13 protein-coding genes are annotated in these 12,447 nt (G+C 60.2%); 6 read left to right on the top strand and 7 right to left on the bottom strand.

The features are described 5' to 3' along the window. The first annotated feature begins 36 nt into the window (after nucleotides 1-36). From BLW03_RS20380 to BLW03_RS07955, 4 genes are all read left to right on the top strand, one after another. A complete protein-coding gene (locus BLW03_RS20380; protein ID WP_074653224.1) occupies nucleotides 37-426 on the top strand; it encodes a hypothetical protein in 390 nt (129 codons plus the stop codon). 27 nt (nucleotides 427-453) lie between these two features. Continuing rightward, on the top strand, nucleotides 454-849 hold the full coding sequence (locus BLW03_RS07965; protein WP_074653223.1) for a hypothetical protein: 396 nt from the start codon (nucleotides 454-456) through the stop codon (nucleotides 847-849). A gap of 199 nt (nucleotides 850-1,048) precedes the next feature. Further along, complete coding sequence (locus BLW03_RS07960; RefSeq protein ID WP_212733160.1) at nucleotides 1,049-3,169, top strand: right-handed parallel beta-helix repeat-containing protein; 2,121 nt, start codon at nucleotides 1,049-1,051, stop codon at nucleotides 3,167-3,169. Nucleotides 3,170-3,269: 100 nt separating this feature from the next. Continuing rightward, a complete protein-coding gene (locus BLW03_RS07955) occupies nucleotides 3,270-3,731 on the top strand; it encodes an ester cyclase (protein WP_074653219.1) in 462 nt (153 codons plus the stop codon). A gap of 150 nt (nucleotides 3,732-3,881) precedes the next feature. Here BLW03_RS07955 and BLW03_RS07950 read toward each other — a convergent pair whose 3' ends face one another. The 3 genes from BLW03_RS07950 to BLW03_RS07940 form a co-directional block, all read right to left on the bottom strand. After that, complete coding sequence (locus tag BLW03_RS07950; protein WP_074653218.1) at nucleotides 3,882-4,607, bottom strand: hypothetical protein; 726 nt, start codon at nucleotides 4,605-4,607, stop codon at nucleotides 3,882-3,884. Then, entirely contained in the window at nucleotides 4,604-5,494 is an 891-nt protein-coding gene (locus tag BLW03_RS07945; RefSeq protein ID WP_074653216.1) for a PEGA domain-containing protein, read from the bottom strand. The genes BLW03_RS07950 and BLW03_RS07945 overlap by 4 nt, the downstream gene beginning before the upstream one ends. A 227-nt stretch (nucleotides 5,495-5,721) precedes the next feature. Then, nucleotides 5,722-7,929 carry a putative bifunctional diguanylate cyclase/phosphodiesterase gene (locus tag BLW03_RS07940; RefSeq protein ID WP_074653215.1) on the bottom strand — a complete coding sequence of 736 codons (2,208 nt, stop codon included), beginning with the start codon at nucleotides 7,927-7,929 and terminating at the stop codon, nucleotides 5,722-5,724. Nucleotides 7,930-8,275: 346 nt separating this feature from the next. Here BLW03_RS07940 and BLW03_RS20150 point away from each other — a divergent pair, with 346 nt between their 5' ends. Continuing rightward, nucleotides 8,276-8,608, top strand: a complete 333-nt coding sequence (locus BLW03_RS20150; RefSeq protein WP_083350396.1) for a hypothetical protein — start codon at nucleotides 8,276-8,278, stop codon at nucleotides 8,606-8,608. Between the two features lie 116 nt (nucleotides 8,609-8,724). Then, the gene (locus BLW03_RS07930; RefSeq protein WP_074653213.1) at nucleotides 8,725-9,786 is read left to right on the top strand and encodes a DUF3298 domain-containing protein; all 1,062 of its coding nucleotides are present in this window, start codon (nucleotides 8,725-8,727) and stop codon (nucleotides 9,784-9,786) included. Nucleotides 9,787-9,841: 55 nt separating this feature from the next. Here BLW03_RS07930 and BLW03_RS07925 read toward each other — a convergent pair whose 3' ends face one another. The 4 genes from BLW03_RS07925 to BLW03_RS07910 all read right to left on the bottom strand — a co-directional run bounded on the left by BLW03_RS07925 (nucleotide 9,842) and on the right by BLW03_RS07910 (nucleotide 12,443). Next, the gene (locus tag BLW03_RS07925; protein WP_074653212.1) at nucleotides 9,842-10,396 is read right to left on the bottom strand and encodes a glutathione peroxidase; all 555 of its coding nucleotides are present in this window, start codon (nucleotides 10,394-10,396) and stop codon (nucleotides 9,842-9,844) included. A 152-nt stretch (nucleotides 10,397-10,548) separates the two neighbouring features. Next, nucleotides 10,549-11,028 (bottom strand): hypothetical protein, encoded by a 480-nt coding sequence (locus BLW03_RS07920; RefSeq protein ID WP_074653210.1) that lies wholly within the window; start codon nucleotides 11,026-11,028, stop codon nucleotides 10,549-10,551. Between the two features lie 376 nt (nucleotides 11,029-11,404). Beyond that, nucleotides 11,405-11,605, bottom strand: coding sequence for a cold-shock protein (locus BLW03_RS07915; protein ID WP_074653209.1), 201 nt, complete (start codon nucleotides 11,603-11,605; stop codon nucleotides 11,405-11,407). Between the two features lie 190 nt (nucleotides 11,606-11,795). After that, nucleotides 11,796-12,443, bottom strand: a complete 648-nt coding sequence (locus BLW03_RS07910) for a YceH family protein (RefSeq protein WP_074653207.1) — start codon at nucleotides 12,441-12,443, stop codon at nucleotides 11,796-11,798. Between the last annotated feature and the right edge of the window lie 4 nt (nucleotides 12,444-12,447).

The following is a 12,447-nucleotide window of genomic DNA, read 5'->3' as shown; positions in this document are numbered from 1 at the left end:
GTCGCCGGGCAGCCGGCGGGGCGGATTGGAAAGACGATGAAACGGCTTGGAATCGTTTTGAGTGGTGCGTTGTTGCTGGGAGGACTGGCGCCCGTGGCGAGTGTGACGTCCGCCCAGGCGCAGTACGGCGGCGGGTATGACCGGGGCTATCGCAGCGCGCGGCCGTATGACGACCGCTATGACCGCGACCGGTATCGGGATCGGAACCGGGGCGGCATCGGACCGGGCAAGGGTGCTTTGATCGGCGGCGGCGCGGGTGCGCTGATCGGTGGTCTGCTGGGCGGCGGCATGAAGGGCGCGCTCATCGGCGGCGGCATCGGTGCGGGTGGTGGTGCCCTGCTGGGCAAGGCGAACGCCGATCGCCGGCATGACCGCGACTATCGCGACTACAACAACGGGTATTACAACGGCTACCGCCGCTACTAAGCGCAGGTCTGCGAGAGGATACGAACGATGAAGATGCAGGATGCAGTACGTGCCGTAGTGATGAGTGGCTTGCTGTTGGCTCCCATGGCCACGCAGGCGCAGAAGCCGAGCGCACCGAGCGTGACGGCGGCCAACAGTGCGGACGCCGCACGTGTAAATCGGGAATTGCTGACCAGCACCGTGCATGAGGCATGGCTGGCAAGCGACCGCAACGAAGACAAGTTCTTCGACATGGTGAAGCAGTGTGCGGAGATGAGCGCACAGAAGCGCGGCGTGACGCTGCCGGACACCGAAGCAGCCGGACGCAAGATGGGCATGTTGATCAAGACCATCGCGCGCCGCGATCCCGATCAGTTGCTCTATGCCGTGGTGGATGCTGCCGTGAAGCAGACGGCCGCGCCGCCGGTTCGGGCTGCCAAGTAGTCTTCGCTGTGAATGCAGTAAGTCAGCCCGGAATTACTTTCGATCAAAATCGCCACCGTCCACGCCCCCATGCAGCGTTGACGGTGGCGTTCTCTTTGCCAAGGCTGCGGTGAGAGGGATACGGTATCTCCCGGTAGAAAGTAGGGTTTTCCCGGGGGCGCTGTTGATCCTGATGTACGCGCGGTCTTTAATGGCGCTTTTGTTGCTGGCGCTTTGTTCTGCAGCGCCGCTTCATGGGGAAGACCTGTATGTTTCACCCAGGGGAGCGGACACAAATCCCGGCACAAAGGCGCGGCCTTTTGCATCACTCGAACGAGCGCGGGACGCAGCACGCGCCGCGAGGCATGATGCACCCATCACCATCTGGCTGCGAGCCGGAGAATACCGCCGGACAACGACATTCGCACTGACTTCCGCAGATAGCGGAACTGCGATGGCGCCCGTGATCTATCGCGCCATGCCGGGCGAGAAGGTGCGCCTCGTTGGCGGCGCGCCGATCACTCACTTCAGAAAATGGCACGATAAGATCCTGCGCGCGGATTTGCGTGCACAGGGCATCACGAACTATGGAGAGATCGTCTCGCGCGGCATGGGGCGGCCGAACCTTGCCGCGTTGGAGTTGTTCTTCCAGGGGCGGCCGATGACGCTGGCCCGATGGCCGAACACAGGCTGGGCCTACACCGCCGCAGCCACAAGGGATAAGTCCCAGAACCAGTTTGCTTATGAGGGTGAGCGCGCGGCACGGTGGGCAAAGGCTCCCGATGCATGGGTTCACGGCTATTGGTATTACGACTGGGCCGATCATTACGAACGCATCACTGCCATTGATACGGCTCACCATGTGATCGACACCGCAGCGCCCAATCCGAATTACAACTACAGGGCCGGGCAGCGCTGGCAGTTAGTGAATGTGCTGGAGGAACTGGACGAGCCGGGTGAGTGGTATCTGGACCGCGCGGCGGGTGTCCTGTACTTCTGGCCGCCGTCTCCCATTGCCTCTGGAACGGCGGAGGTCTCCCTGCTCGATAAGCCACTGGTCAGTGTGGAAGGTGCTTCGTACGTGGAGTTCCACGACATGGATTTTGCACTGACTCGTGCCGACGGGATCGTCTTTCAGGACGGCGACCATGACCGCATTCAACATTGCACGATTGCCAATACCGGTAACGCAGGCGTGGTCATCCGCGGCGGAGCAGGGGATGCGGTCGAAGACTCGGAGATTCGCGCAACGGGTGATGGCGGTATTGTTCTCGATGGTGGCGATCGCAGAACCCTCACGGCAGCGGCGCACGTCGCAGCGCGTAATCACATTCACGACTACGCTCGCTGGTCGCGTACCTATACGCCGGCGATTAACGTGTCAGGCGTGGGGAATCGCGTTACCGGCAACACCATTGACCATGCACCCCACTTTGCCATCTGGGTGCATGGGAACGAGCACCTTATCGAAGCGAACGACATCCATACCGTGGCCATGGAGACGGCCGACGCAAGCGCCTATTACATCGGCGCGGACACCACGGAGCGTGGCAACACGGTACGCGACAACTACTTTCATAATCTCGGCCTGGGAGATATCAACGCGATCTATCTGGATGACGAATCGAGTGGGTCCTTCGTGACAGGCAATGTCATTCGGGGATCCGCTCGGGGTGTGAAGATCGGCGGCGGTAACGACAATGTTCTGGAGCAGAACCGCTTCGTCGACGATGACATCGGCGTCCACTTCGACGCACGCGGCATGGGCTGGCAGAAGGCTTACTTTGATGGGACCAACCCGGCACTCCTGAACCGGTTGAAGGCGATGCCCTACAAGGAAGAACCATGGCGCAGCCGCTATCCGCAACTGCTGCAATTCCTGGACCAGCCGCCGGGCATGCCGACAGGCAACGCCATCCACGACAACCAGTGCTGGTGCAGAGTATGGGTGGATTATCGCGACAAGTTGACGGAGAAAAACATGGACTCCTCCGGCAACCAGATCCATCCGCAAGGACCCGTATGGAACCCGGCATGGATCCGAGGCATGGGGCTTGCCATCGATACACCGCAGGTCGCGCGCCGGTTGACGGAAGTGAGCCCAACGCAAGCAAAGCTGACGATCGAAAACCAGGGACGCAGCACGCAGACCGGCACCTTTCAGATGTGGACCGACCAGGGAGCGGAAGGCGGGACTATAGCGCCGACGGAGATCCCGTTCTCTCTCAAGCCCGGAGAAAAGACAGAGCGGATGATCACCGTCCAGCACGGCAGCCCGATACGCCTGGGCGCTTACCTGAAGGGCGAGAGCTTTGTTCCATCGGGCATCCCGATGAAATAAGTTTTATCGCGTAAGCGGAAAGTGGCGGGCCCTGGTGTCGTCGGCATGGAGCGCCGGGAGAGCCGTTGCCGGCATCCTACCTGTCATCGAGGGAGTGCATATGAGCAAGGAAGCAAACATCGCAACAGCAACGAAGATGGGCGATGCCATCAACTCCGGCAAGCTGGAGCAGTTTCACGACGTATTCGCTGCAGACGTGGTCGACCACGATCCGGCTCCGGATCAGGGCAAGGGGCCCGAGGGCTTCATCGGCTTCTTCACCCAGTTCCGCGCGGCGTTTCCTGATCTGAAGATTGCCGTGGATCACCTGGTCGCGGACGAGGACAACATCGCCATCGCGTACACAGTCACCGGCACGCAGGACGGTCCGTTCCAAGGCATCCCCGCAACCGGCAAGAAGATCAAGGCACGCGGTCTGCAGATCGCCAAGTTCAACAGCGACGCAAAGATCAAAGAACGCTGGGGCAGCTCAGACCAACTGGGCATCCTGGAGCAGATCGGCGCCACCAAGCCGACGAAGACCATGGGCGAGCCGCCGGCAATCTCGGGCGCTTCCGCTTAGTCCTTTCGGTAGCAATAAAGAGCCCCGGCGATGCCGGGGCTCTTAATTGCTGCTTCGATCTTCCGCCAAGATCCTTCGAGACGAGCGGCCCACGTTACAAGACCCCAGTGAAGGCCGACTGCAAGTCTTTAGATCAAAGGCCTTGGTGCATCAGTCGCCGAGGGGGGCGGCGCTTGAGATCGACTGTATTTCACTCAATTTAACGATCAATCTTGGGGCAACGTCGCGCACAAATGCGACCTGGGACTGAGAGACTGTGTCACCGTGAATCGCTGGACTGCAGATCCGGTAGACGTCGATTATTGCGAGAGCTAGCGACTCCGATATTGCGCCGTGACGTTTCAGTAGCGAAATTAATCTAAGGAACGGCATATGATGCGGTTCGTCGACGGTGTGAATGCCTATACGGCGAACCTGCTCCTCCAACTGATATCGAACAGAAAAAAGGAAGATCGCATCAAGAGGAATCGCTCTGTTGTGCTCGTTTTCACGGTACGACTTGTCGTTCAATTTTTGAGGTATCGCACGTTCCACTTCCTCTTTAATCCGAGGCATTTCACTTTCTGCGGGAGGGGCAAGTGTACCAAAATTGGAGGTTACCACCACTTGGTTAGTCACCATTGCTCTAACCGACTCGATTTCTCGACTTAGCTCCTTCTTGACTTCTTTAACTTCCTGCTTTAGTTCGACTCCCCAAATCTTAACCTCGCTAAATATAGGCGCCAGCAATAAAGCGATCCAAATGACAAAGATGACTGAGTCAAATGGAGTCGAGTCGCCCGCCACTATCAGGTCAAGTCTTCGTAGGAGGACAGATCCTACCAGGATGACAAGCATCATCCAGTAGCTGACCTTTGCCCACACTGGGAGCTTCACTTTGCCGTCTCCAAATCCACCTTCAAGTGAACCGCACTCCCGCTGACGTTCATGGTCCGCGTCCAGTCGGTGTAGCCCTTTTTCTTGACTGCGATCGTGTGTTGTCCGGGCGCTACGGCGAGTGTGGATGGGGTGTTGCCGGCGAAGGCTCCGTCGATCTCGATATCAGCTCCGGGAACGCTGCTTTCGATCTGCAGGCTGGCTGTGTTGAGTGTTGCGGCTGCGGGTATAAGGGTGGCTGCTGTTGCGTCTGTCGGTGTTACAGGCTTTGGCGCCAGGCGGGCCATGTCGAGTTTGGTGTCGCCCTTTACGAAGGCGGTGATGGGTGTGCCCTTGGGGATGGTGATGTCTTTTCCGTGCATGAAGAGGAAGAGTGGTGCGGCGGGGAAGAAGACGATGCTGGTGGCGACCATGGCGCCGGTCATGGCTCCCACGTGTCCGCCGCCGCTGGTGTTCTTGGTGGCGCTGAGTTGAACCTTGCTGCCGTCGGCGAGGCGGACGCTGTCGATGACGACGTCGAGTTTGCCGCCGCGGCCCATGCGCTTCTTTGACTCGGCTGCGGTGACATTCGCGATCGCCGGGCTTCCCTTTGGAATGACGGTGATGCCCTGCACGATGACGTCTTCCGTCACTTCGAAGGGCACCATCTGTCCCACATGCGCATCGGCTGAGGAGATCGTCTCAGCGATGCGCAGAGAGACGGAAGTGCCGTCCATAAGGGTGTTCGGAACGGCTGCGCGCGGGACCTCTGGGGGAGCGGTGGTGACGGCCTGTGCGGTGGTGGCGGCCTGTGGGGTGGTGGCTATTGGAGCCGCCACGGACTGGGCGAAAGCAGAGTGACCAAGCGCAAGAACGCCTGCTAGAGGCAGTGCAACAAGAGGTTTCATTGGGGGACCTGATTTGTGGAGTGTGGCAAGCGTATGCGAGCGCATCCGCCATGTACAGGTCAAAGTGAGGAATATTTCATGCGCGCTGTCGTCTCGCCCGAAAGTCGAGCGTGAACGCGTCATGGAAACCGCATAACAAGCGTTTGAGGGAGATAGCTCGTACCGGGTAAGTACGTCCGCGGTGTAAGACGGATGTTAGCGATCAGGCGAAACGAGCCTTGCACGCATCAGGCGGTTGGAAATTTGCGTGGGCTGAAGTGCTGGATCATCTCTGACGCTACGACCGGTGGGGAGAAGTGGTAGCCCTGTGCTGCGTCGCAGCCATGCTGCAGCAGGAAGCCGAGTTGCTCCGCGGTCTCGACGCCTTCGGCCAGCACTTCCACGCCAAGGCCGTGTGCCATGGCGATGATTGCGGTGATGACGGCTCCGTTGCCGGCGTCGGTGGTGGCGTTGCGAACAAAGGACTGATCGATCTTGAGCCGATCGATGGAGAAGCGTGTGATGTAGGCCATGGAGGAGAAGCCTGTGCCGAAGTCGTCGATGGAGACGCGCACGCCGAGGTCGCGTACGCGTTCCAGCAGCACAAGAGATTCTTCGTCATGCATCAGGATGTTTTCTGTAATTTCCAACTCGAGGGAGCCGGGCGCCAGGCCGCTGTTTCTAAGTGCCATCTCAATATTCCGTAAGAGGCTCTTATCGAGAAACTGTCGCGGCGAGATATTGACCGCGACGGTCAGGTTCTTCCCGAGTTGCTGAAAGAGGTGAACGGCTTCCAGGCAGGCTCGGTGCAATACCCAGTTGCCGATGGGGACGATCAGTCCTGTCTCTTCGGCCAGCGGTATGAACTCGCTTGGCATGATGACGCCATGGCCTTTGCGCTCCCAGCGCAGGAGTGCTTCCATGCCGGTGCATGCGCCGGTCTTGAGTGAGAATTGCGGCTGGTAGTGCAGAGTAAGTTCGTCACGCTCGATCGCCAGCCGCAGGTTGGTTTCCAGCTGCAACTTTTCGATGGTCGCATGCTTCATGTTTTCCGTGTACCAGTAGACCTGGTTCTTGCCATTGGTCTTGGAGCGATAGAGTGCGAGGTCCGCGTTCTTGAGAATGGAGACGGCGTCGGCATTTACGGTGTCGGTACAAATGCCCATGCTGGCCGTGACGACGATCTCCTGCTGGTTGACGACGATGGGAACGGCGAGGCAGTCGAGCAGGTTCTGTGCAAGCTGGCCGCCGACCTTCGGTTCGCGAAGATCGCTGAGGATGACGACGAATTCGTCGCCGCCCATGCGTGCGACGGTGTCGGTCACACGCACGGCGTCGCGGAGCCGCTGGGCTACGGTGACCAGGACCTCATCACCGGCCTGGTGACCCATGGAGTCGTTGATCCGTTTGAAGTTGTCGAGGTCAATCATGATGACGGCGACGGCCTGCTGATAGCGGCGAGCGCGGCCCAGTGCAACATCAAGCCGATCGCGGAAGAGCACACGCGTGGGCAGACCGGTCAGTGCATCATGCGTGGCGACGTGGCGAAGGTATTCCTGGCTGCGCAGCCGCTCCGTGATGTCGAAGGCAGTGAAGATATAACCCTCAACGCCACTGACACCGGAGTGAGCTGACACCGTGAGCCGGATGGGGATGGTGGATCCATCCTTGCGGACGAAGGTCCAGTCGCCTTCATCGATAAGGCCCATGCCTGCGCGTGCCATCAGTGCCCTGGCATCCGGCGGAGTGGCCTGCCCCAGGTCGTCGGTGAGTTCGGCTGCGCGTGCAGTGATCTCCTGCTGGGGAATGAGCGATGCAATGTTCTGGTTCGACGTAAGCTCAGCCGTGGTGTACCAGAGCATGCGCTCGGAGGCCGGATTCGCGGAGACGATGGTTCCGTTGCGATCGGTCACGATGATGCTGAAGGAGGAGCTGTCAATGATGGAGCGGGTGAAGGCATGCGCCTGTTCCCGTTCGGCCTGCGCCTTCTTCGAGATGGCGGCTGCCTTCACCATGCTGCGAAGGGCTGGCGCCAACGGAGGCAGCAGGCAGGCTGTGATGGCAGAGGCAACGGCCGTAATGATCTTGATGTCTACGGCGAGCCAGTAGTACGGATGCCACAGGACGATGATGTCCATCAGGTGCGTCAGGCCGCAGGCGACGATGAAAGCACCGAATGCAGCAAACATTCCGCCGAAGGGAATCTCCCGGCGGTTGCGGTAGGCGATCCATGTCAGCATCGATGCGATGGCAACATACGAGAGAAAGATGACGGCATCGGCCGAGACACTGAAGCCGAGCAATTGCCTGTCCCACATGTAGCAGACGCCATGGGGAAGATAGCTGGATGAGAAGGCGCGGGTCAGGAGCGATGGGGCGAAATACAGCAGCGGAACCAGAGACAGTATCAGCAGCGCTGTGAGAGTTCTCCTTGTGGCAACGGAGTTATGCGGCATTTCTTTGCAGTTCCCCCTCTGCGAAGCCAGGTAGGCAGCGAATCCGATTCGCCACCATGATGCTTTCTGATTTTGTGTCCGGACCGCAAAGCAGCGCAGGGGTGGGCGCCTGGCTTTGGCTGGCACTTCGACAGCATACCGTCAGTCGCTGTGCGGAGTGTTGATTGCCACGGTAACACGTCTGCTGGCAGGGGTTGGTGCGGCGGCGCAGCGCACCTGCGTGCTTCTTGCAATTTCTGCAATTTATGCGGTGTGTCAGGCCTCGCACGTACGGCACGACGCATCTATCTTTCAGTATGCAGAAAAGTGGTAAGCCGCTTCCTTGCGGCAAGGGAGAGTTCTAGAGATGCGCAACAAACTTACGGGTCTGGTTCTGAGTGCAGTGATGATGTTTGGCGCAACGGCGCCGCTGGTAATGACGACGGACGCACACGCGCAGCAGTACTACCGCGACAGCCACGGACGTCGCCACAAGCGTCATAGCGGTATCGGCGCAGGCAAGGGCGCGCTGATCGGCGGCGCAGGCGGTGCTGGTATCGGTGCACTCGTGGGCGGCGGTAAGGGCGCATTGATCGGTGGCGCACTGGGTGCCGGTGGCGGCGCTCTGGTTGGCAACGCCAATGCAAACAAGCGTCATCGCGATGAAGCTCGTTATGACTCGCGCGGCCGTCGCTACTAGGCGTGAGTGGATGTACCCGAAGCGCCGTCCCAACCGGGCGGCGCTTTCGCTTTGCCCCGACGTTGTGACTCGGGTGTATCTTGCATCAGCAGTCCCAGGAGTTGTGGAAGCCGAATATGTCACTCCGTCCCATCGCGCTGGTCTTTGCCGCGCTCGCTGCCTCCTGTGTGTCGTCTTACGCTGCAAGTTTCGACTGCGCGAAAGCCGTACGTCCCATTGAGAAAGTTATCTGTGGCGACGCGAAGCTCAGTGCCGCGGACTCGGGCATGGCCGCGGCGTATCGTGCCGGTTTGCCCCGCTTGTCGTCCGCTGGCATTGGGCTTTTGCGGGCCGACCAGGTGCAGTGGCTGGCCTGGTCCCAGCAGGTCTGCAAGGTGGATGAGCCAGAACATCCGAAGGCCGCTGCATGTCTGCAACCGCTGTACGCGGACCGCGCGAAGCAGCTCCGTTCTGCAATCTCCGTGGTCGATGGTCTGACACTGCTGAAGCGCACGCAGTTCCTGGCGATGCCGGTGCAGGCGGAGGAAGCTTTCGGCACACCAGAGATCCCGGGATTTGGCACGCTGCAGGCAAGCTGGCCGCGCGCAGACTCGGACGATCCAGCATGGATCGCGTGGAGCGCAGCGGTGGAAGCTCACATGCTGAGGATGGCCGGTGCGGGCGAGCAGCAGGGAACTGTGCAGGGCAAGCGCAAGCTGCCGTTCTCATGGGTGGACGAGATGGCGGAGGCGCAGGACACAACGCTGGAAGCGCATCTACGCAGCGTGGACCATGGGCGCGTGACGGCCATGCTGCACGCGAACGGTATGGGACACGGAGCCGCTCATCCCTTTGAGACTTCCGAGTCGATGACCTGGCTGCTGGATGCAAAGCGCACGCTGCGTGCCGAGGATGTCTTCGCAGGGGAGGCGTGGAAGCAGATTGTAGGAGCGCTTTGCTGGGATCAGTTGCAGAAGTGGTCCGGGAAGCAGTATCTGTTCGAACAGGTGAACGGCCCCAGTGCTCCCGATCTGCAAAAGGTCATCGCCGATCCCACGAACTGGACGTTGGAGAAGGATGGCCTCCACATCGGCTATCCCGATTACACCATCGCGCCTCGCGTGGCCCAGCCGGAGGATGCGGTGCTGCCCTGGGAGCAATTGAAGCCGGTGCTGGCGGCGGGATTTGTCACTCCGTAAAGGTGCCCACGTCTCACACGCGAGACGTGGGCCGCCGGGCTTTCACATCGTTCTCTTACTTCTTGTCTAGTTCCGCTTCGATCGCGCTTGTGACCTGTGGTGCATCGGGCAGGGTGTCAGGCGAGAAGCGGGCTACGGGCTTGCCGTCGCGGCCGATCAGGAACTTTTCAAAGTTCCACAGGATCTCCGGTTCCGGATTCGGCTTCGCGCCGAAGCGGATCAGGCCCTCGATGAAGCCTGCTTTGCCTTCGCCAGTGGACTCCGGAATGGCCTCAGTCAACGCGGCATAGAGCGGGTGCTTGGACGGGCCGGTTACCGGGATCTTCGAGTACATGGGGAAGCTGGCGCCGAAGGTGCCGCGGCAGAACTGGGCAATCTCTTCGTTGGATCCGGGCTCCTGTGCGCCGAAGTCGTTCGCCGGGAAGCCCAGCACCTCAAAGCCTGCATCGTGAAAGCGAGCGTAGGTCTTCTCCAGCGCGTCGTACTGCGGTGTCAGGCCGCACTTGCTGGCTACGTTGACGACCAGGAGAACCTTGCCGCGATAGTCGCCGAGCGAGGCGTCGCTGCCATCGATTTTCGTGACGGGAATGCTATAGAGATCGGTTGCCATAGACGTATAGATACTCTCCGCGGCGGATGGGTTGCGGTAAAACGCAGGGAAGGGATCTGCTTGCTGCCGGCGCCGGCTTGTATGCCGGTGACAGACGATGGGCAGATCCCTTCGCTTGATGCAGGGATGACGTGCATCCCTTACGAGAGTGGCTAAACGGCCGTGGCTACCGCGGTCTTCTGGCGCTTCTTCTTGTAAGCAGCCAGGTCGTCCTGCCAGGATCCGAGAGCGGTCGCCAGTGGCGACTCTTCCTCGCGCAGGGCCTGGCGCTGCAGGTTTGCGACCTGCGTGCCGAATGCTGAGGTGGGAGCGGTCGTGGTGCCGAGCGACGCGCTGGCCACTGCGACTTCTGCAGGGGACGACTCGGTGTCGGCCGGTGCGCCTACCCAACCTTCAGGGCGGAAGGAGCGCGGAAGATCATTGTCATGGAATTCAATGCCGGACTCGACGAGGGTCCGGGCTGTAGCTGCCAGGGACTCACGCTTCGTGGAGAGCTTGCGCACGGCGGCATCACGCAGAGCTTCGGTCGCAAAGACCTCATGCTTCAGCAGGTGGATCAGCTTGCGGTCGTAAAGGTCGATCTCACGATGAAGATCACGGAGGAAATACTTATCCTGCACAACAGTACGCATCAGTTGGGATGCTCCTGGGCCGTTGGCGGCCAAATAACTAGGTTTTCAAAATGAGGAACTGGGTCGCGGCGACCCTGTGTGGATTTGCCGCTTGCAGCGTATGAAGTCTTGGATGCCGAAAATGGCAGTCGCGGAAGAGGCCGGGGAAAATATGTGAAAGCTGACCGGCCCGGCAGCTCTGTGGGCTGCGCCTTGGCTCACGGAAGGACTTCCACCATTCTACGCCTGGGGGGGAGGCGGTCAGTGGCGCGAGCGGATTGCCTCGTCTTCGGCGCGAGAGGTGGCTTACAACAAGGGGACCGAGGCTAAAACGGCCAAAGGACGGCTTATGCCGTCCTTTGGTGTGATCTTTGGTTGCGGAACGGTCGGGCGTAGTTTACGCCGGCGAAACGTTCTCAGCCTGCCAGCCCTTCGGTCCCTTCACTACATTGAAGGTGACGCGTTGGCCTTCCTGCAGCGAGCGGAAGCCCTGCGACTGGATGGCGGTGTGGTGGACGAATACGTCCTCGCCGTTATCGCGCGAGATGAATCCGAAGCCCTTAGCATCGTTGAACCACTTCACATTACCCTGTTCCATTTGCCTGTCCCTGTCCTGTTACGTCTTGTGTTTCGTTGAATCTCAATACGGTTTTGCAAGTGCGTTTTGGGCAGGGCGAGCAAAGAACCTTAACTGAGGGTCAAACGATTGCGAATAGCGTACCACAGCTGATTACAATTTTGCGACGTTTCCGATTGGGGCGAGTCTAGCGTTTCTCAACCTGCAAAAACTACCCACCAAGCTGCTCCACCAGCCGCTGCACTGCGGCTTTCAAGTCGGCAACTTCCGCCTCCAACTGGCTCACCCGACCCGCCAGGGACGCGCCTCCGGACGCTTCCACCGGCACGGCAGCAGTGGTCGCGGCAGCCACCGCAAGCTCGGCCGGGTCGCCCAGCGTGTGGGCATAACGCTGCTCTTTCGATCCCGGCTGGCGCGCCAGCAGAACCGCAATCGGCTCCGCACGCTGCTCCGTCGGTGCGCACATACGGCTGAGCGCGGAGACGACTGCATCCAGCCCGTCAAAGCTGTGCATCCGGTCGGCCCGGCTGCGCAATTCGCCGGGTGTCTGCGGACCGCGCAACAGCAGCAATGCGAGCAACGCGGTCTCATCGCGGCGCAGTTGAAAGACGGTGCGTGCGCGGTGTTCATAGCGCTGCACGCGGCTGCCGTGGTCGACTGAAACCAGCTCCGCATCCTCCAGTGATCGCAGCGCAGTGCGGACATCTGCTTCTTCCAGCGTCATCACCGGATCGCGCGAACTCTTCTGGTTGCAGGCGGCAAGCAACGCATTCAGCGAGAGCGGATAGTATTCCGGCGTGGTGATTTCCTTCTCGATCAGTGCGCCCAGGACGCGGACTTCAATGGCAGTGAGTTGCATGGGG

The sequence above is a fragment of the Terriglobus roseus genome (assembly GCF_900105625.1).
GTDB classification, from domain to species: Bacteria; Acidobacteriota; Terriglobia; order Terriglobales; family Acidobacteriaceae; genus Terriglobus; species Terriglobus roseus_B.
Note: the sequence above shows the minus strand (reverse complement) of the source record. Positions and strands in the feature narration are given on the sequence as shown.